We start from the raw sequence: 17,900 nt of genomic DNA, 5'->3' as shown, positions 1-17,900 counted from the left end.
GCACCACATGAAGCGCGCGGGCTCACGGGCGCAGGACGACCTTGCCGAGGTTGGTCCGCGTCTCGATCACCTCGTGCGCCCTCGCGGCGTCCTCCAGCGTGAACTCGCCGTGCACCGTGGGCTTCAGCGTGCCGTCGGTGAACAGCCCCCACAGCTCCTGCCGCCACCGCTCGTACAGCTCCGGCCGGCCGCGGGCGATCAGTGCCATCTGGAAGCCGATCACCGACTTGGCGCCGACCAGCAGGTCGTACGCCCGGATCGTGCCGCCGCCCGAGCTGTAGGCGACCAGACGGCCGTGCGGGGCGAGCGCGGCGAGGGCAGGGGTGAGCAGATCGCCGCCGACCGCGTCCAGGACGCAGTCGACGGGTTCTCCCCAGTCGGCGTCGCCGTACTGAACACACTCGTCCGCGCCGAGCGAGCGCACGAAGTCCGCCTTGGCCGGAGCGGAGACGGCCCCCACCACCCGGCCCGCACCCCGCGCCCGCGCCAGCTGCACGGCCAGCTGCCCGATCCCGCTCGCCGCGGCCGTGACCAGCACCGCCTCGCCCGGCACGGGCCGAGCGGCCTCCAGGGCACCGAACGCCACCAGCCCGCTGCGCACCAGCGCGACCGCCTCGACGCAGGTGGCGTCGTCGGGTACGGCGGAGGTCATGGCCTCGTGCAGCAGGGCGAAGTCGGCGTATCCGTGGCCGAAGCAGAGCCCGGTGACGCGGTCGCCGGCGCGGAAGCGGGTCACACCCTCGCCGACGGCGACCACGTTCCCGGCGATCTCACCGCCCAGCGGGATCGGCTCGGCGGCCTCGGTGACCTTGCGGACCACGGGCAGGGTGACCCCGACCGCCTCGCAGCGCACCAGCAGCTCTCCGGCGCCGGGTACCGGGACGGGAACCTCCTCCAGGAACAGCGGACCACCGGTGGACTCGTACCGGACGCGACGCATCGCAACCTCCAGCCGCCGGAACGCACCGACGGGTCGTTGGGAACACCCATGAATTCGTTGGGAGCCCCAACGGTACTGAGAGTTCATTGGGAAGTCCAATGATTCTTCAGTAGGCTGGCGTCATGGCCGAAGCACCCCTCCCCGCCATCCGCGCGCTGCCCAGCTGGGTCCTGGGCCGGGCCGCCGCCCGCGGCCGCGCCCTGGTCGCCGACGCCCTCGCGGCCGAGGGCATGAAAATGTGGCACCACGTCGTCCTCTCCGCCGTCCGCGACCTCGCCCCCGTCGCCCAGGCCGACCTCGGCCGCAGCGTCCGCCTCGACCCCAAGGACCTGGTCGGCGTCCTCAACGACCTGCAGTTGGCCGGCTTCGTCGTGCGCGCCCCCGACCCCACGGACCGGCGCAAGAACGCCGTGTCCCTCACCGACGACGGCGACCGACTGCTCACCCGCTGCGAAAAGGCGGCCCGCGAGGCGAACGACGAGTTGCTCGCGCCGTTGTCGACGGCCGAACGCGATCAGTTCATGGGCCTGTTGCTCCGGATTTCCGGCACGGACGGCTGACGGCGGCTAACGTTCCGTCATGACCGCAGCTCCCGTGCTCGATCCGCAGCGCACCGCCCTCGTCCTCGTCGACCTGATGGACCGCATCGTCGCGCTGCCCTTGGAACCCCGCAAAGGCACCGACGCGCTCGCCACCGCCGAGCACCTGGCGGCAGCCTTCCGCGGTGCCGGCGCCCTCGTCGTCCTGATCCGGGTCGAACGGCCCTCGGTGCCCGAACAGCCGCCCGGCAGCGGGCTGGTGGCGGGACTGCGCAGGGACGGCGACCTGGAGGTGGCCAAGCGCACCATCGGCGGCTTCCAGGGCACGGACCTCGACCAGCGGCTGCGTGAACGCGGCATCCGCACCCTGGTCCTCGGCGGCATCGCCACCAACCTCGGCGTCGAATCCACCGCCCGCGCCGCCGCCGACCTCGGCTACGACCTGGTCTTCGTCGAGGACGCCATGGCGGCGTTCACCGCCGCCGAGCACGAGGCGTCGGTCAGGCTCGACTTCCCGAGACTGGGCACGGTGACGACGGCGGCGGACCTGAGCTTCACCCACGGTGGAACAGCCAACCGCTGAAGTGCGGCACGGACCCACCAACGCCCACTGTCCCGACGTGTCGGCCGCGAAGAGAGCCGTAGGGGGCGCGCCGGTGTTGAGATCGCGGAGCGCGAAGCGCTGGGCACGATCGCGGAGGCGCGAAACGCTAAGCACGATCGCGGTCTCGACACCGGCCGAGGCGCCCCCGAGGCGAACGCAGCCGAACAGCGGGGCCCCGAAGGCGCAGGGGGCGCTCCCCGCCGGTCGGGGCCCCGCCGCCGTGCCGCAGGGAACCGGTCAGCCCTGGGCGGCCGTGGCCGGCAGGGCGACGCGGTCCTCGCCCGCGTACACGTTCATCGAGCTGCCCCGCAGGAATCCCACCAGCGTCAGGCCGGTCTCGGCGGCCAGGTCCACCGCCAGCGACGAGGGCGCCGACACCGCCGCCAGCACCGGGACGCCCGCCATCACGGCCTTCTGCGCCAGCTCGAAGGAGGCCCGGCCCGAGACGAGCAGAATCGTCCGCGACAGCGGCAGGTCACCCTTCTGCAGCGCCCGCCCGACCAGCTTGTCGACCGCGTTGTGCCGGCCCACGTCCTCCCGTACGTCCAAAAGCTCCCCGTCCTCGGTGAACAGCGCGGCCGCGTGCAGGCCCCCGGTCCGGTCGAACACCCGCTGCGCCGCCCGCAGCCGGTCCGGCAGACTTGCCAGCAGCTCCGGGGTGATCCGGAGCGCGGGAGTGTCCGCGATCGGCCAGCGTGCGGTCGTGCGTACGGCGTCCAGGCTGGCCTTGCCACACAGCCCGCACGAGGACGACGTGTAGACGTTCCGCTCCAGGGTGAAGTCGGGCAGCTTGACCCCCGGGGCGGTCTTCACGTCGACCACGTTGTAGGTGTTCGAGCCTCCCCCACTCCCGGCTCCGCCCGAGCGGGAGGGGCCCCCACCGGTCGCCCCCGCACAGTAGACAATGTTCTGCAGGTCGGATGCGGTAGCCAGTACGCCCTCGCTCACCAGGAACCCCGCCGCCAGCGCGAAGTCGTCGCCCGGTGTGCGCATGGTGATCGCGAGGGACTTGCCGTTCAGCCGGATTTCCAGCGGTTCCTCGGCGACGAGCGTGTCCGGCCGGCTGGAGACCGCCCCGTCCCGGATGCGAAGGACCTTGCGTCGTTCCGTGACTCGTCCCATGTCCTGATCAGCCCCGGTTCTGTACGTGCTGGCAGCCGAAACGGCCCTGGATGCAGAGATCGCCGTGGGCCACCGGCTTGTCGTGCGGTGAGGTGACCTAGACGATCTCATTGTCCTGCACATGGAGCGTGACGTCGCAGCCCACTCCGAGTAGGCGCACACCGTGGTCGTCTCCGTCTGCCTGGACTCGTCCCACCTACCCGCTGCCCCCATGTCGAACTCCGACTTGACCGGATGAGTGCTCGGGCGTCCGAGGAGTTCTGCCGGAAGCCGACAACTGGGGCACCCGTTTCCTGTGGCTTCACCTGCCGCCGTACCCGTGAGTCACTGATCAGACTGGTGAATCCCGCTACCCACGGCAACGAGGGGGACCCCGCCATGAACGGCTCGCGCATCGCCGCCATCGGTCACTACCAGCCCGCGAAGGTGCTCACCAACGACGACCTGGCTGGGATGATCGACACCAGTGACGAGTGGATCCGGAGCCGGGTGGGCATCAGGACCCGGCACATCGCCGGCGCCGACGAGCCGGTCGACGAGCTGGCCGCGCATGCCGCCGCCAAGGCGCTTGCCGGCGCGGGGCTCGCCCCCGGCGACATCGACCTGGTCCTCGTGGCCACCTCCACGGCGATCGACCGCTCCCCGAACACCGCCGCCCGGGTCGCGGCTCGGCTCGGCATCCCGCAGCCGGCCGCCATGGACGTCAACGTGGTCTGCGCCGGCTTCACCCACGCCCTCGCCACCGCCGACCACACGGTCCGGGCGGGCGCGGCGACCCGGGCTCTGGTCATCGGCGCCGACAAGATGTCCGAGGTCACCGACTGGAGCGACCGCACCACCTGTGTCCTGGTCGGTGACGGGGCCGGGGCCGCCGTGGTCGAGGCGTGCGCACAGGGCCAGGAGCCCGGGATCGGACCGGTGCTGTGGGGATCGGTACCGGAGATGGGCCACGCGGTGCGCATCGAGGGGACGCCGCCCCGGTTCGCCCAGGAGGGGCAGAGCGTCTACCGCTGGGCCACCACACAGCTGCCGCCCATCGCCCGGCGCGCCTGCGAGAAGGCCGGCATCGACCCCACCGAACTCGCCGCGGTCGTCCTGCACCAGGCCAACCTCCGCATCATCGAGCCGCTCGCCGAGAAGCTCGGCGCCGTCAACGCCGTGATCGCACGCGATGTCACCGACTCCGGCAACACCTCCGCTGCGAGCATCCCGCTCGCCCTGTCCAAGCTGCTCGAGCAGGGCGCGGTCCGCAGCGGCGACGCGGCCCTGCTGTTCGGTTTCGGCGGCAATCTGTCGTACGCCGGGCAGGTCGTACGGTGCCCGTGAGGGCGGCCGAGGGGGCGCACGGGGGGACGTGACGCGCTCACCTCCCGCTTCCTTCGGCTTTTGCGCACCGTAGATTGCAGACGACAGACAATTCAGAGTGGACGGTCCAGTGCGTGCTGCATACGGACGGCCTGCCCTGTGTACGGCAGCCTGCCCAGGAGGGGGACCTCGATGTTGCCGACCGGACTGCCGCAGGGATCCGTGCCCAGGCTGGAACGGCCCGGCCCGCTGCGCGACCGCGTGTACGAGGCACTGCTCGAGCTGATCACCACCCGCGCCCTGCAGCCCGGACAGCACCTCGTGGAGAGCGAACTCGCCGGGCACCTGGGTGTCTCCCGGCAACCGGTGCGGGAGGCGCTGCAGCGGCTGAACACCGAGGGCTGGGTCGACCTGCGGCCCGCGCAGGGCGCGTTCGTCCACGAGCCCACCCACGAGGAGGCCGACCAGCTCCTGACGGTCCGCACGCTCCTTGAGGCGGAGGCGGCCCGGCTGGCCGCAGCCCACGCGGGCAGCCCCGGCATCGCCGTGCTGGAGGAGCTGTGCGCCGAGGGCGAGAAGTCGGTCGCTGCCGAGGACGTGGACCGTGCGGTCGCCCTCAACGCGGCCTTCCACGCCAAGGTCATGGAGCTGGCCGGCAACACCGTCCTCGCCGAACTGGCAGCGCAGGTCGACCGCAGGGTGCGCTGGTACTACACGCCGGTGGCCCGGCGGCGCGGCAAGCAGTCGTGGATCGAACACCGCGAACTGATCGCCGCGATCGCGGCCCGCGACGAGCAGCGCGCCACCCGTCTGATGCGTGAACACACCGAGCACACGCGCCGCTCGTACCACGAACAGAACGCGTCCTGAGCCGCGGCCGCAGCCACCATCGCCCTCCGGGCGACGACCGACCGACGCAGCGCCCGCGGCGGCGGCCGCGGCGGTGACCGCGAAGCCGCCGCTGAGACGACATCGGACGGCGTCGGATGCTCGCTGCGGTGGCACGTCCAGCGCCCCCCGGCGCCCCCCGGCGTCGCCGCTCCGGGCGGACATCCAGTGGTGACGGTGTGCCCCTCCGGTGATCGGCGAGCCGGTCGTGAAGGTGGAGCGCCGCGTGCGGGCGGGAGCCCGTCGTCAGGTGGCGGTCTGCCGCTCGGGCGCCCCCACCGGCGCCGTTCCGCCGTCGCGGCCCGGCCGCCGCAGCATCAGCGCGAGTGCCGCCGCCACCATCGACACGCCGCCGGCCAGTGCGTAGGCGCCGTCGTAACCCGAGGCACCCACCACCATGGAGCCGAGGCCCCCGCCGAACAGTCCGCTCCGGGGTCGGGGTGGGCAGGACCCGCAACCGAGACGGCGCACCTGGTACTCGCCCGACTGGCGGGAGCACAGTGACTTCACTCATAGTCGACACCCGGTGACTGTCGGTCTCCAAGACCTGACGGTACCTTCATCGGTCACGGCCGCGGCTCCAGCCCGAGCCGTCCGGCACACCACGACGCGAGCCGTGCGCCGGACGGCCACGCACCTCCACGCAACCCCGCCACACCCTTCCAGCGAAGGTCCCCCGGACCCTTTCTCTCGACCGTGCACCGAGAGCGGAGCATCCGTATGGCACCCACCCTCACCCTCAAGTCCCGAACATCCTGGGCCGACGCATGGCGGCGCTGCCTCGCCGCCGCGCCCGAAGCCTTCCGGGACGACCGCGTCCTCAACCTCTGGAACGCCGCCTGGCACGCGGACGGCAGGGCGCTGCCCGCCACCAGCCCGGTCGACGGCAGCCCGATCGCGGGCCCGCCCCGACTGGACCGGGCCGCCGCCCGACAGGCCGTGAAGGCCTCACTCGACCAGCACCGCGCCTGGCGGCACATCCCGTCGGCCGAACGCCGGGCCCGGGTCGCCGCCACCCTCGACGCACTCACCGAACACCGCGAACTCCTCGCACTGCTGCTCGTCTGGGAGATCGGCAAGACCTGGCGGCTCGCCCAGGCGGACGTGGACCGGGCCATCGACGGGGTGCGCTGGTACGTGGACGGCATCGAGCCGATGCTCGCGGGCCGGGCACCGCTGGACGGCCCGGTGTCCAACATCGCGAGCTGGAACTACCCGATGAGCGTCCTCGTCCACGCACTGCTGGTGCAGGCACTCGCGGGCAACGCGGTCATCGCGAAGACCCCGACCGACGGCGGCGTCGCCTGTCTGACCCTGGCCTGCGCCCTCGCCGCCCGTGAGGGCCTGCCCGTCACCCTCGTCAGCGGCAGCGGCGGCGAGCTGTCCCAGGCCCTGGTGCGGGCGCCCGAGATCGGCTGCGTCTCCTTCGTCGGCGGCCGCGACACCGGCGCCGCGGTGGCCACGGCCGTCGCCGACCTCGGCAAGCGGCACGTACTGGAACAGGAAGGCCTGAACACCTGGGGCATCTGGAACTACTCGGACTGGGACGCGCTCACCGCGGCGATCCCCAAACTCTTCGACTACGGCAAACAGCGCTGCACGGCCTACCCCCGCTTCGTGGTCCAGCGCGGCCTCTTCGACGCGTTCCTCGCGGCGTACCTGCCGGCGGTCCGCGGAATCCGGATCGGCCACCCGCTGGCGGTGGAGCGAGCGGACGACCCCTGCCCGGAACTGGACTTCGGCCCAGTGATCAACGCGGCCAAGGCGAAGGACCTGCACGACCAGGTCGCGGAGGCCATCGACCGCGGGGCCGTACCCCTGTACCGGGGCGATCCGGCCGCCGCCCGCTTCCTGCCCGGCCAGGACACCTCGGCCTACGTCCACCCGGTCACCCTCCTGAACCCGCCCCGCTCGTCCCCGCTCCACCACGCGGAACCCTTCGGCCCGGTCGACACCATCGTCCTGGTCGACACGGAGGCGGAGCTGCTGGCCGCCATGAACGCGTCCAACGGTGCCCTGGTCGCCACCCTCTCCACGGACGACAAGGCCACGTTCGCGAGGCTCGCGCCCCAGATCCGCGCCTTCAAGGTCGGCCACGGCAAGCCCCGCTCCCGCGGGGACCGCGAGGAGCTGTTCGGCGGGTTCGGCGCATCGTGGCGCGGGGCCTTCGTGGGCGGAGAGCTGCTCGTGCGGGCCGTCACCCAGGGCCCGGCGGGGGAGCGGCTGCCCGGGAACTTCCCGGAGTACCAGCTCATGCCCTGATCGGGCGCGCGGCGTACCCGTCCCGTCACCTCACGTACGACCCGGCGGCCGGACCCCTCCATGGCACCCCGGCCGCCGCCCACCGCACGGAATACGCAGGTGAAACGCACTCCGAAACCTTGGTATTGTTGTCCGTGTCGCCGCGGGAAACACCCCCGTCAGGCGACAGACACCTGGTCCGGGTGGCGGAATGGCAGACGCGCTAGCTTGAGGTGCTAGTGCCCTTTATCGGGCGTGGGGGTTCAAGTCCCCCCTCGGACACCGCGGGACGTTCACGAGATCGTCCCGAAGCGTTCACGAATTACCGGTCGAGTCATGTGACTCACCGGTATTTCGTCGTTTCTGGGCCTTCGGGCCTCGTGATCGGCTCGGTGAGGGGTTGGTGCGGTGGCGGTCCGAGTGCTGCGCCTCTCATCTGCGGAAACAGGACATGCCTGTGCGACGGCTGGTGGCCGTGGCGCAGGCATGTGGGGTTTTCAGGGGGCGGAGCGCTGCGGGGGTGTGTCACTCACGTGGCGGAGGCTCGACCTGCTCGGTCGGAAGCGGTCGCGCCTGGGGCGGGTCGGAGGGCTCACCGGGTTGGGTTGCGGCGCTCTGCGTGCTGGCTTTGCGGGGCTGGATGCCCTGGTCGCGGAGGAACCGTCGGATGGCTCTGAGGTTCGCCACGAAGATGATGACGGCATTGAGCAGGGTCTGTGCGACGCGTCCGTGCGGCAGGCGGAGCTGGGGATTGTCGATGCTGTCGAGGGCGGACTTCTTGAGGTTGCCGTTGCCGCCCTCGTTCTGACTGCGCAGTCCATTGGTCATCGGGGCATCGGCACCCTGCGTCAGGAGTTGCGTTCGACAGGCAACAACTGACCTGCCGCGTTTTGAGCGGAGGCAGGTCATCCAGGACCCGCCGTACATTCGCATCCGGAGCCTGTTGCGCCAGCCAGTCGCGCAGTTCCTCGGCCGACCGGTCGGCCTCGCCGTCCTTGGAGCCGACACCGGCCACCAGTGCGGCCCACAGCCGACGCCAGGCGCCGACGGAGTAATGGCGCAGCAGCACTCCCCGCCAACCGGCCGTTTCGGGAATCGCCGCCAGAACGGGATCCGTCGTCGCCTCGCCACCGAAGGCCACCGCGGAGCGCAGCGTCTCCTGATACCCGTCGCCCTCATGACCGTGGAGATCGATCGCCCGGCCGAGGATACGGAGGGTCGCACGCCGAGTGCGGTCGGACGCCTCCCAGTCCCCCTGCGCGTGGGTTCCTCCACCGCGAGTTGCGGTCAGCACGTCCGTCAGCCATTCCCGCTCGGCCGGGCAAGGGACACCAAGAGCCGCCTGCCCCACTGGCTCCAGGTCGGCGAAGGGCACGACGTCCCGCTCTGCGAGAGACAGCAGAGGTGCGAAGAGCTCCTTGACCGCAGGAGGGCACGGGTGCCGGCCGGGTCTGAGCACTCCCTCCCGGACGTCCACGGTGCCGAGCACCGTGGCGGGTCCGCCGTACTGGTCCCAAAAACCCCAGCGGCGGGGTGAGTACGACTGGCTCAGCTGCTCCTCATCGGCGGCTCGCGCGAGTTCCAGTTCCTCTGTGCGGAAACGCCGCACCCGATCAACCCCGTGGGCAAGCCACGCGGGGTCTGTCTCCGTGTGGTGCTGGAGCGCCGCCAGCAGGACCTCGCTGCGGCGAACCGCCCGGCGGCACGCGGTGATGTCCCACGCGTTCCGTTCCGCGTGCGCCGCGATCGCCGCATACAGCGCGTGGTAACGGATGTAACGGGTCACCGTGGACACTCCAGGAACCAACCGGTCTACCGCCCGCATCACCGGGCCCTCCACCGCCAGGGGATAGCGCCCGGACCGCACGCCCAATCCCTCGAGTGCCCATGCCGGCCCACGGACATCCGCTGTCACTTGCCACCTCTTGTCGGCCGCCGGAGCGTTGCATCGGCTGAAACTACCTGGCCCTGCTTCAGGATAGGTGTGGATTTCGGACGAGGGGCCAGTAAGGTCGACTGGATTCTGGAAAGTTGCCAGGACGCGCCCGATCCACCCTCAAGGCCGTCCTGCTTTTGGTAACTCCCCGGTTAAGTGGGGTGCTGGCGCAGGCGCCCGAGGTACCAACCCCATGGGGCACCGACGACGGATAGCACAGCAACGGACTCCGCCATGCCCTCCACAGCAGGGCCGGCTGCAAGTTCCCAAGATCGACGCCAAGGAACTGCGCCACGAACCCCCCGACATCGAGGCTTCCCTCAGGCGTCGGTAACCGGGGTCAGAAGGCTCGCAACCTCTCGATGTGATGTCTTTGATGTTTTTCGTCCTGTTCGATGTGCACACTGACAAGCACTCTTTGGCCGTCCGGCTTGTAGTAGATGCGGCCAAGTCGCTCGCTTCCCGCGACGCCCGTCGCCAATTTCGTCACCTCAAACCAGCCACGCAATCCCGAAAGGACCTTCCCGACCGGGCGCCCAGAGTCGATCTCGGCAAGTGCATTCATCGTGGACGCTGGCGAATCGAGGTTGGCGATCACATCGACTGCATCGAGAACGAACTCGAGGCGGCTGAACGCCTGAGGCAGGAACTCAATGACACCCCATCGCCGGGGCCGTTGCGCGATCGCGGCACGAAGTCGCTCAGTCTCCAGCGCCTCAAGTTCCGCCACTCTCCCAAGGAGAGTGTCTACCTGCGCCGCCAGATCGTCAGCGCGCGCTCCGCACTCTGCGGCTTCCGAGTCGGCCGCTCGCACACGCTCCAGCAGCAGGGAGTTCTCGGCGAGAGCGAGTTCTCGCAATTCCTCGGCGTCCGCGAGGCTTTTCACCAGTTCCGCCGTGTCAGCCATGCCTCCCAGGCCTTCTCGGAGCAAAGCGACTTGCTCTTGCAGATCTGAATGATGGCGTTCTGTGAGGGCAACGGATTTTCGGTATCGATGCTCGCTCGCTTCGGCGTTGGCGAGATCGTGACGGAGTTGCGCGAGCTCACGTTCAGCTGCTTCACCCTTGCGTGTCGCGACATAAAGCTGGTTGAGTAGTTCCTCGATCCGAGCCTCGGCATCAGCGAGTCGAGCGGTGGTCGGATCCGTGACTGGAACCGCCGGCGTGAGAGACGACGGTGGTGCGAAGACAGCCCCGACGAGCGCAAGTGCTTCGGCCTGGCTGCCCTTGAACCGAAGGCGCGCGAACCAGTCGTAGAAGTTGCCGTCATCTGCTGGACGCCCGAGTGGGCGTGGACGAAGTGGTCCTCAACTGCGCAGGTGTAGGTCTCGCGCATGGCTGGAATGCGGCGGCCCTGGAGGACCTGGCGGAACTCTCGGCCGAAATGCGTGCGGTCCGTTCGGGCGTGATCGCAGAAAGGCTAGGCTCACCGTGTCGAGAGGTGACGCGAAAGGACATGGCGATGACCGAGGAAGTGCAACGATGGCTGAAAGAGAACGCCTTGCCATTGAAAGGCCTGCACCCCGAGGCATCGGACCCGGGCTACGGTGACCTGGAGCCACTGCGCAAGGTTCTGCGCGACGTACGTGTTCTGGGGATGGGGGAAGCGACGCACGGGACCGCCGAGTTCTTCCGGCTCAAACACCTGTTACTGCGCTTCCTCGTCGAGGAGATGAGGTTCACCGCTCTGGCCATGGAGGCCAGTGCCTCCGCTGCTCAGGCGGTCGACGACTACGTGCTGCACGGAACCGGTGATGCCGTCGACGCAGTGGTCGGCCTCGGCTTCTGGACGTGGCGGACACGGGAAATGCTCGACGTCGTCGAGTGGATGCGCGACCACAACCGAACGGTTCCCCAGGACCGGGCCGTACGATTCGTGGGCATCGATCCGCAGCGATGCGGCCCCTCCCTGTCGGCGCTGGCCGCCTTGCTGCGCACGCTGGCACCGGAACGGGCGGACATCACCGATGGCCTGCTCGGCACACTGGCGGAGGCCAGGACCGGGTCACTCGTGGACCAGCGCCCCCAACTCCTTGCCGAGGCACGTGATCTGGAGCGATTCCTCGAGGAGGAGCACTCCCGGCTTGCCGCGCACATCGGGGACGCGGCCGTCGATCAGGCACTCAGGCATGCGCGCCTGATCGTGGCCGCCGCTGACGTGGCCTCCCGGCCGCCGCGGGGCGAAGGGGTGGAGGCGGGCGCGCTGGCCGCCCGGGACCGCCACATGGCCCAGGCAGTGATCTCCCTGGAGGAGGGGACCGCCGGAAAGGTGGCCGTCTGGGCCCACAACGGCCATGTCTGCACCGATTGTTACGCCGGAAACATTCCCGCCATGGGGCAGCACCTCAGGGACCACTACGGTGAGCGGTACTACGCCCTCGGCCTGCTGTTCGGCGAAGGCGCCTTCCGAGCCCGCCCCGGAAACTCCGCGACACGACCGCCCAGGAAACACACCGTCAGCGCGACGGGTCCGCACTCCGTCGAGGCCCAGCTGGCCTCGGTCACCTCCGAGGACCACCTGATCGATCTCCGCGCCGGCCGGACCGAGCCCGCCGTTGCCGAGTGGCTGGAGAGCCCGCAGTTCATGCGGTCCTTCGGCGCCGGCGTGCCACGCGTGACGTACCGCTTCTCGATGACTCAGACGGTGCTCATGCGTGAGTACGACGGATTGGCGTACGTGGCCCGTTCGACGCCCTCGATACTACTGACCTGAGAGCCAACACAGCTGTCCGGACCGCAGCCCACATTGATAGCCGTGACCGGGCACAGCAACTCCTACGTGACGGTCTTGTCACGCGGCAGGGGACAGCCGTTGATGCTGGGCCGAAGTGTGCTGGTACGTCGGTGTCGCAGTGGGGCGACGGTGGATCGCGTTGTTCGGCTGGACCTCGCGCTTGTAGTCCGGAATCGCGGTAGGAGTGCCAGACCTACTCGTGGACGGTCATCGGCGTGGCCGCGGCGGGGCACCGCCCTCATGGGCCTGATGGCGCGGTGGTGGAGGACGAGATTACCGCGGACCCGGGAGCCGTGAAGCTATGCTCGGCTGCTTTCGAAGCGGTCTGGGAGCGAGCAGTCCCGCACCATCTGTACAAGATCTGACGAAAGCCAGCTCCGTGCCCACACACCCGTCTTCACGCGTTCAGCAGGCCCGCGAAGAGCTGGCCGGCCGTATCCGTGAGATCCGGAAGGATGCGGGGATCAGCGGGCGGGAGCTGGCCGTCAGGTGCGGCTGGTCGGAGTCGAAGTCATCCCGGATCGAGAACGCTAAGACACCACCCTCGGACGCGGACATAAAAGCGTGGTGTCGAGCCTGCGCCGCTGATGATCAGGCCCCGGACTTGATCGCGGCTAACCGACAGTCCGCCGATGCCCATGTGCAGTGGAGGCGACTCCAGCGGAGCGGTCTTCGCCGCCTGCAAGAGTCCACAGGTGATCTGTACCAACAAACAAAGACGTTCAGGGTCTACGTCTCCGACGTGATTCCCGCATTCCTCCAGACGCCCGGGTACGCCGCTGCCCTGCTGTCGTCCATCGCAGACTTCCGAGGTACCCCGGACGACGTAAGCGATGCCGTGGCGGCCCGCATGAGGCGCAACGCGGTGCTGAGTAATTGCGCATGCCGGTTCTCCTTCGTACTGGAGGAGTCGGTGTTGCGGTACCGGCTGTGCAGCGTCGAGACGATGGCAGCGCAGCTTGGCCATCTCCTCGGGGTTATGGATCTCCAGAACGTCGCCCTGGGGATCGTCCCACTTTCGACGCAACGGACCATGTGGCCCATGCCCACCTTCACGATCTTCGACGACACCAGAGTGCACGCGGACACGCTGGACGCTGCCGCCACCCTCACGCAGCCCAGCCAGGTCGAGCTGTACGCCCGAGCCTTTGACCGACTCTCTCAGGGGGCCGCGCGGGGAGCTGCGGCACGTTCCCTGATAGCAGGTGCATTGGCATCCCTGGACTGAGTGGGCGTGGTTCTCGAACGGGTTGGCCACGTGACCAACGCATGACCAACAGCGGTCGGCAACGGGCAGAAACAGCAGGTGAGCATGACCAACCCTCACAGCCCCGAAGGGCGCCGAGAGGGTACGTTTTCGCAGCTCAGCCAGCTAATGGGCTGATGCCCGAGTGGAGAGTTCAAGTCCCCCCTCGGACACAACGATTGACGATACGGTGACGAGGGCCTCGACCTTGCAGTCGCGGTCCTCGTTGCGTGTTCGTAGCTGATGGTGATACCCAGGGCGTCGTAGAGCGGCCCTCTGCTCGGCGGCAGCACTCTGGATGCGCTGTGCAATGTCTCCAAGACTGGCAGTGATCTGCCGGATCTGTCGCGTGTCGAGCGGGGATTGCTTTTTCTGGGGGACGGCGGGGTGCGCGTCGAGCTTCTTCCGCGCCGCGTCCTTGTCCCGCAGGGCCTCGTTGATCCACTGGGTGACGGCGGCGGGGTCGGCTCCGGCGTCGAGGGCTGCTTGGTGGCGGGCGAGCTGCCGCTCGCTTTCCTTGCTCGCCCGGCGTGTTTGGGCCTGCTCGGGGGTCTGCGGCTCTGCGGTGCTTGCTGCGGCGCTCGCGTGGGTGAGCGCTTCGACGGTGGCGGAGAGCCGGTCGGGGGCGAAGGCCCGGGCGATCCACCGGTCCAGGGCCTGGCCCAGGATGTCTTCGCGCAGGTAGACGGTGCGTGGGTGCGTCAGGTCGGGATAGAGGGCGGCTTCTTCCTCTCTGAATTCGCAGCGGTAGTAGACGTAGCTGCGGATGGTGGCGGGCTGCATCTTGCGCCTGCACGGGCTGCAGCGGACCCGACCGCGCGGAGCGTAGGGGCGCCCGCCCCGCTTCCCGGCGCGCTTCTGCCGCCCCTGGTTGCGGGCGCGTTGTGTACGCACGGTGCGGGCGGTGTCGAAGAGAGCGGGGCTGATGATCCCTGCGTGGGCGGGTTCGTTGGAGTGGATCCCTTGTCGGGCGGGTTGGGGGTCATCCGGGTGCGGTGGCCGAGGGTGACGTCGTCGACGTCGAGGAGGCCCCTGACGTGAGAGCGGACCCCGGCTGACGGACGGAGTCGTGAACCGTCTGTGCCTGCTCCGTCAGGCCCGATACCCTGGATGGGATCGGGGTGGGGACCAGAACTCGACGACATGGGGGCCGGTAAGTGGCAGCGGTGATCTCGGTGTCCGTGAGGGGCGCGTTACTCGGGTTGGACGATCCGGAGCGGATACGGGGCGAACTCGAGGCGGATACCGGTCTGGAATGGCGCCGCGAGGAGGTCGACCAGGGGTGGGTCCTGACCGGCGGCATCGTCGAGATCCTGCTGGTGGCCGCTGTCTCCAAGCTCACCGAGGAGTCCCTCGGCGCGGCCCTGGACGCCACGAAGCGGGCCGTCGAGCGGTGGCGGGCCGGCCGGTTGGATCCGCCGCAGGCCCAGGTCGAGGTAAGGTCCGTGCCGCCGTCATCCACTGACGCTCCGGCGGGCGCCCCGGACGAGGGCCGGCCCAGGGGATCCGAAGGAGTGAACGGCTGAGATGGCTTCACGCGCACTGGTGATCGCACCTGGGGAGTACCAGCCGGGATCGAACATCCCCGGCTGGCCCACAATCGCGGCGAGCGGACGTATGTACAGAGAAGTCCTCGCAGGCGACAAGCTCTGGGGTGCGGACGGCTGCCGGGTGCTCGGCCCGGACGAGGCAGGGACGGTCGACGGGGTGATGCGCGCCTTGGAGGAGACCGCCGCCGAGACCGGCCCTTCGGACACCCTGCTCGTCGTCTACGTCGGCCACGGAGCCTGCTGGGGCGACGTCCCCGCCGGGGACCAGGTGCACTTCTCGGTGGGCACGTCTCAGGACCGGGCTCCGTGGACGTGGTTGAACAGCTGGTACGTGTACCGCACCATGCGCAAGGCCGCGGCTGGGCTGAAGGTCCTCATCGCCGACTGCTGCTACTCACACCGGCTGGGCGACCTGGGCCCGGCCGAGGAGGAGCCGAAACTGCCGGGTGTGATGGGCCGCCAGTTCGAGGGCACCTGCGTCCTCAGCGCTCTCGGCCAGGATGCCGCCCTCGCCGGTCCGCTCGCCTCCGCCGCGGGGTGTCCCGGTCTCCCAGCACCGTTCGACCAGTGCACTCCGTTCAGCGGTCACTTGCTCAACGTCCTTTCGCGAGGCATTCGGGACCGCAAGGACCAGCTCACCTTCGGATTGCTCCGGGAGGCCATCAAGGCCGAGATGGGGAAGTGCACCGCGGGGCATCCGCAGCCGCGGATGGTGCTCAGGGACGCTCCCGACGGAACTCAGATCTTCACCAACCGGATGGCCGCCGACCAGCGTGTGGATCCATCGCTGCCCACCGATCGGCACGGCTGGATCGACTGGTTGAGGGGCGACCCGGACGCGCGCATCCCGTACCTGCTGAAGGACGAGTGCACCACCGCCGACATCGTCTCCGCCCTGTGCGACAGAGGGGATGACGACAGCCTGAAGCTGGCGGAGCACATCGATATACGGGCGAACGATGCCTACCGTTCCCCGGACACCTTCGCCAGATACTTCAGCCGGATGGAGCGTCGGGCAGCTTGAGCGTCACGCATGAGTAGGGCTCGACCCGGAGCCGAGGGCTGGCTGGACGACGATCGGACGTGGAGCGTCCGATACTCCTGGGTGACCCGGAGCAGCACCGAAGAAGTCGCGGCGCGCGTGCAGGCCCTTCGAAAGGGCAACGAGAGCAAGGGTGAGCCGCCTCGGCCCGCCGTCGCGATCCGGGTACTGTACGCCTTCGCGATCCAGCGGTCGACCGACCAACTGATCGAAGCAGCGACCAAGTTCCACTTCTACGACGCGGTGAACGTACTGGCGACGGCGGCGCTGTGGCGAAGCATCGGCGATGCGGCGGACCTGGCATGCCGTCAGTCAGAGATCGACGGCGCCGCCTCTCCGAGCGTTGCCGGGCAGGGGGAGCGGCGGCAGCCGGAACCCGAGATTGCCGAGTACCGGCCCTCTGCGCTGAGCAAGGGCATCGTGCACGATGTGGCTCGTCAGCGCACGGCGCTTGACGTGGCCCGGTTCGTCCGGGAGTTGCGCGGGCAGGGCAAGCAGGACCTCGTCGACGCCACGCTGAACACGTTCAGCGAGAAGCGGACCATGCTCGACACGGCACTGCTGTATCTCGGGCTGCGCGACGAAGGGTGCGCAGAGGCGGCGGTGGACCTACTGGGACGGGCCGTGCAGAGGATCAATACGTCCGGGGCGCGGCAGTCCGACACGACGACGCCGGCCGGGCTCAACGACCTGGTCACGGCCCTGCGCATGCTCAGCCCGGTTGAGCCGGTGCTGGAGAACTGGATCGACACGCGGCTGGGCGACACGGATCTGGTGGGGCCCACCAGGGATACCGTCGCCAAGCTGATCTCGGGCTCGGAACACAGCCCGGACTCCCTCATCGAGCATGTGGGCAAGCGGTTGCAGTACCACAACGTAGCCGCGGTCTGCCGGGAGTTGGCCCAGAGCGACCCGGAGCGTTGCGAGGCGGTCCAGGATCAGGCTGCGGCACGCGAGGAGCTGTATGAACTCGCCGAGATCATCAGCCGCTGGCAGAAGTTCGAGACCGTGGCAAGGACCAGGGTCGACCTGTACTCCAAAGTCGTGGCCCGTGGCGTGGCATGTGCCGCCGGACCGCGCTCCCCAGCTGAGATCGACACTCTCGTAAAAGAGTTGAAGAACATCGACGCCGACCCGGAGTGCTGGCGCCTGCTGTGGATAGCCGCAGCGGAGCACATCGACGGCCGGGCCGGCGGCGAGCTGGTGCGACTGCAGACGAAGATCGAGCGTTCCCGGGACATGTACCGGGTGGCGCGGACCGTCGCCCGCCGACTCACCGCAGGACTGCTGAGCAGGAGTGTCGACCCCGGGGTGTTCGCCGACTATGTCACGGCACAGCAGGTGCAGGGCAACCGCGGCAGGATCGCTGCGGACGTCGCCTGCAAAGAGTTGTCGGATCCCTCCGACCCCGAGCTGGCCGGGGTGCCGATGGGCGGTGTCGTCGCCGAGACAGCCGTCCGCCTCTACGGCAGCGGGACGGATCGGGCCTGGGGTCAGGAGAAGGCCTGGGACCTGCTGGAACGCTGTCTGGAGAACGAGCAGCGGATCACCCCCGCGGACGTGGTGGCGATCGCCGAGCACGTGCGCGCCAGCCGGATGGACGGGTGGCGCCGGCGTTTGCTCTACCGCGGAACGGTCGGCCGGTGGGCGGATGCGGTGTGCCGCCAGGAAGCAGTGGGACTGTTGCGGAGCAGGGGCTTCGAGGAGGAGGCCAAGCAGGTCGTGGAGTCGGTGTATTAGCCCTCTGTGCGCAG

General features: G+C 69.3%; 15 protein-coding genes, 1 tRNA gene and 3 pseudogenes. 12 read left to right on the top strand and 7 right to left on the bottom strand.

Annotated features, from left to right (window positions below; translation table 11 throughout):
* Window positions 1–22: 22 nt before the first annotated feature.
* Window positions 23–940 (bottom strand): zinc-binding dehydrogenase, encoded by a 918-nt coding sequence (locus ACFZDC_RS09515; RefSeq protein ID WP_391321855.1) that lies wholly within the window; start codon window positions 938–940, stop codon window positions 23–25.
* Window positions 941–1,062: 122 nt separating this feature from the next.
* On the opposite strand from ACFZDC_RS09515, the gene ACFZDC_RS09510 reads away from it, so the two are divergent.
* Both ACFZDC_RS09510 and ACFZDC_RS09505 read left to right on the top strand, forming a co-directional pair.
* Window positions 1,063–1,500, top strand: coding sequence for a MarR family transcriptional regulator (locus tag ACFZDC_RS09510; RefSeq protein WP_391321853.1), 438 nt, complete (start codon window positions 1,063–1,065; stop codon window positions 1,498–1,500).
* Between the two features lie 19 nt (window positions 1,501–1,519).
* Window positions 1,520–2,062: an isochorismatase family protein gene (locus ACFZDC_RS09505; protein ID WP_391321852.1), complete on the top strand. Its 543-nt coding sequence runs from the start codon at window positions 1,520–1,522 to the stop codon at window positions 2,060–2,062.
* Window positions 2,063–2,320: 258 nt separating this feature from the next.
* On the opposite strand, the gene fdhD is transcribed toward ACFZDC_RS09505, so the two are convergent.
* Both fdhD and ACFZDC_RS09495 read right to left on the bottom strand, forming a co-directional pair.
* Window positions 2,321–3,205, bottom strand: coding sequence for a formate dehydrogenase accessory sulfurtransferase FdhD (gene fdhD / locus ACFZDC_RS09500; protein WP_391321851.1), 885 nt, complete (start codon window positions 3,203–3,205; stop codon window positions 2,321–2,323).
* Between the two features lie 7 nt (window positions 3,206–3,212).
* Window positions 3,213–3,433: pseudogene (locus tag ACFZDC_RS09495) on the bottom strand (Fe-S-binding domain-containing protein); the annotation flags it as partial.
* 150 nt (window positions 3,434–3,583) lie between these two features.
* Here ACFZDC_RS09495 and ACFZDC_RS09490 point away from each other — a divergent pair.
* Both ACFZDC_RS09490 and ACFZDC_RS09485 read left to right on the top strand, forming a co-directional pair.
* Window positions 3,584–4,531, top strand: coding sequence for a beta-ketoacyl-ACP synthase 3 (locus ACFZDC_RS09490; protein ID WP_391321850.1), 948 nt, complete (start codon window positions 3,584–3,586; stop codon window positions 4,529–4,531).
* A gap of 171 nt (window positions 4,532–4,702) precedes the next feature.
* Window positions 4,703–5,380 carry an FCD domain-containing protein gene (locus tag ACFZDC_RS09485; RefSeq protein ID WP_391321848.1) on the top strand — a complete coding sequence of 226 codons (678 nt, stop codon included), beginning with the start codon at window positions 4,703–4,705 and terminating at the stop codon, window positions 5,378–5,380.
* Window positions 5,381–5,644: 264 nt separating this feature from the next.
* Here ACFZDC_RS09485 and ACFZDC_RS09480 read toward each other — a convergent pair.
* A pseudogene (locus tag ACFZDC_RS09480) lies at window positions 5,645–5,827 on the bottom strand (MFS transporter); the annotation flags it as partial.
* Between the two features lie 291 nt (window positions 5,828–6,118).
* Between ACFZDC_RS09480 and ACFZDC_RS09475 the strand changes: the two are divergent.
* Both ACFZDC_RS09475 and ACFZDC_RS09470 read left to right on the top strand, forming a co-directional pair.
* The gene (locus tag ACFZDC_RS09475; RefSeq protein ID WP_391321846.1) at window positions 6,119–7,660 is read left to right on the top strand and encodes an aldehyde dehydrogenase family protein; all 1,542 of its coding nucleotides are present in this window, start codon (window positions 6,119–6,121) and stop codon (window positions 7,658–7,660) included.
* Between the two features lie 176 nt (window positions 7,661–7,836).
* Window positions 7,837–7,921, top strand: a tRNA-Leu gene (locus ACFZDC_RS09470).
* Between the two features lie 243 nt (window positions 7,922–8,164).
* On the opposite strand, the gene ACFZDC_RS09465 is transcribed toward ACFZDC_RS09470, so the two are convergent.
* Together ACFZDC_RS09465 and ACFZDC_RS09460 are read right to left on the bottom strand one after the other, a co-directional pair.
* Window positions 8,165–8,467 (bottom strand): hypothetical protein, encoded by a 303-nt coding sequence (locus ACFZDC_RS09465; RefSeq protein ID WP_391321844.1) that lies wholly within the window; start codon window positions 8,465–8,467, stop codon window positions 8,165–8,167.
* A gap of 1,448 nt (window positions 8,468–9,915) precedes the next feature.
* Entirely contained in the window at window positions 9,916–10,482 is a 567-nt protein-coding gene (locus tag ACFZDC_RS09460; protein ID WP_391321842.1) for a hypothetical protein, read from the bottom strand.
* A gap of 554 nt (window positions 10,483–11,036) precedes the next feature.
* Between ACFZDC_RS09460 and ACFZDC_RS09455 the strand changes: the two genes are divergently transcribed.
* The 3 genes and pseudogenes from ACFZDC_RS09455 (at window position 11,037) to ACFZDC_RS09445 (ending at window position 13,536) form a co-directional block, all read left to right on the top strand.
* Complete coding sequence (locus ACFZDC_RS09455; protein WP_391321841.1) at window positions 11,037–12,287, top strand: erythromycin esterase family protein; 1,251 nt, start codon at window positions 11,037–11,039, stop codon at window positions 12,285–12,287.
* Window positions 12,288–12,556: 269 nt separating this feature from the next.
* Window positions 12,557–12,673, top strand: a pseudogene (locus ACFZDC_RS09450) (DUF6879 family protein); the annotation flags it as partial.
* A gap of 14 nt (window positions 12,674–12,687) precedes the next feature.
* Complete coding sequence (locus ACFZDC_RS09445) at window positions 12,688–13,536, top strand: Scr1 family TA system antitoxin-like transcriptional regulator (protein WP_391321839.1); 849 nt, start codon at window positions 12,688–12,690, stop codon at window positions 13,534–13,536.
* A 144-nt stretch (window positions 13,537–13,680) separates the two neighbouring features.
* On the opposite strand, the gene ACFZDC_RS09440 is transcribed toward ACFZDC_RS09445, so the two are convergent.
* Entirely contained in the window at window positions 13,681–14,337 is a 657-nt protein-coding gene (locus tag ACFZDC_RS09440; RefSeq protein ID WP_391321837.1) for a hypothetical protein, read from the bottom strand.
* A gap of 374 nt (window positions 14,338–14,711) precedes the next feature.
* On the opposite strand from ACFZDC_RS09440, the gene ACFZDC_RS09435 reads away from it, so the two are divergent.
* The 3 genes from ACFZDC_RS09435 (at window position 14,712) to ACFZDC_RS09425 (ending at window position 17,886) form a co-directional block, all read left to right on the top strand.
* Window positions 14,712–15,080 (top strand): hypothetical protein, encoded by a 369-nt coding sequence (locus ACFZDC_RS09435; RefSeq protein ID WP_391321835.1) that lies wholly within the window; start codon window positions 14,712–14,714, stop codon window positions 15,078–15,080.
* A gap of 1 nt (window position 15,081) precedes the next feature.
* A complete protein-coding gene (locus ACFZDC_RS09430) occupies window positions 15,082–16,128 on the top strand; it encodes a hypothetical protein (RefSeq protein ID WP_391321833.1) in 1,047 nt (348 codons plus the stop codon).
* 117 nt (window positions 16,129–16,245) lie between these two features.
* The gene (locus ACFZDC_RS09425; protein ID WP_391321831.1) at window positions 16,246–17,886 is read left to right on the top strand and encodes a hypothetical protein; all 1,641 of its coding nucleotides are present in this window, start codon (window positions 16,246–16,248) and stop codon (window positions 17,884–17,886) included.
* Window positions 17,887–17,900 lie beyond the last annotated feature (14 nt).

This window comes from Streptomyces sp. NPDC007905 (assembly GCF_042959345.1).
Taxonomy (GTDB): domain Bacteria; phylum Actinomycetota; class Actinomycetes; order Streptomycetales; family Streptomycetaceae; genus Streptomyces.
The sequence above is the reverse complement of the archived record's forward strand: the minus strand, read 5'-3'. Positions and strand labels throughout refer to the sequence as shown.

Coding starts and splice junctions, on each gene's coding strand:
- ACFZDC_RS09515 (WP_391321855.1), bottom strand. CDS start 940: ATGCGTCGCGTCCGGTACGAGTCCACCGGTGGTCCGCTGTTCCTGGAG.
- ACFZDC_RS09510 (WP_391321853.1), top strand. CDS start 1,063: ATGGCCGAAGCACCCCTCCCCGCCATCCGCGCGCTGCCCAGCTGGGTC.
- ACFZDC_RS09505 (WP_391321852.1), top strand. CDS start 1,520: ATGACCGCAGCTCCCGTGCTCGATCCGCAGCGCACCGCCCTCGTCCTC.
- fdhD (WP_391321851.1), bottom strand. CDS start 3,205: ATGGGACGAGTCACGGAACGACGCAAGGTCCTTCGCATCCGGGACGGG.
- ACFZDC_RS09490 (WP_391321850.1), top strand. CDS start 3,584: ATGAACGGCTCGCGCATCGCCGCCATCGGTCACTACCAGCCCGCGAAG.
- ACFZDC_RS09485 (WP_391321848.1), top strand. CDS start 4,703: ATGTTGCCGACCGGACTGCCGCAGGGATCCGTGCCCAGGCTGGAACGG.
- ACFZDC_RS09475 (WP_391321846.1), top strand. CDS start 6,119: ATGGCACCCACCCTCACCCTCAAGTCCCGAACATCCTGGGCCGACGCA.
- ACFZDC_RS09465 (WP_391321844.1), bottom strand. CDS start 8,467: ATGACCAATGGACTGCGCAGTCAGAACGAGGGCGGCAACGGCAACCTC.
- ACFZDC_RS09460 (WP_391321842.1), bottom strand. CDS start 10,482: ATGGCTGACACGGCGGAACTGGTGAAAAGCCTCGCGGACGCCGAGGAA.
- ACFZDC_RS09455 (WP_391321841.1), top strand. CDS start 11,037: ATGACCGAGGAAGTGCAACGATGGCTGAAAGAGAACGCCTTGCCATTG.
- ACFZDC_RS09440 (WP_391321837.1), bottom strand. CDS start 14,337: ATGCAGCCCGCCACCATCCGCAGCTACGTCTACTACCGCTGCGAATTC.
- ACFZDC_RS09430 (WP_391321833.1), top strand. CDS start 15,082: ATGGCTTCACGCGCACTGGTGATCGCACCTGGGGAGTACCAGCCGGGA.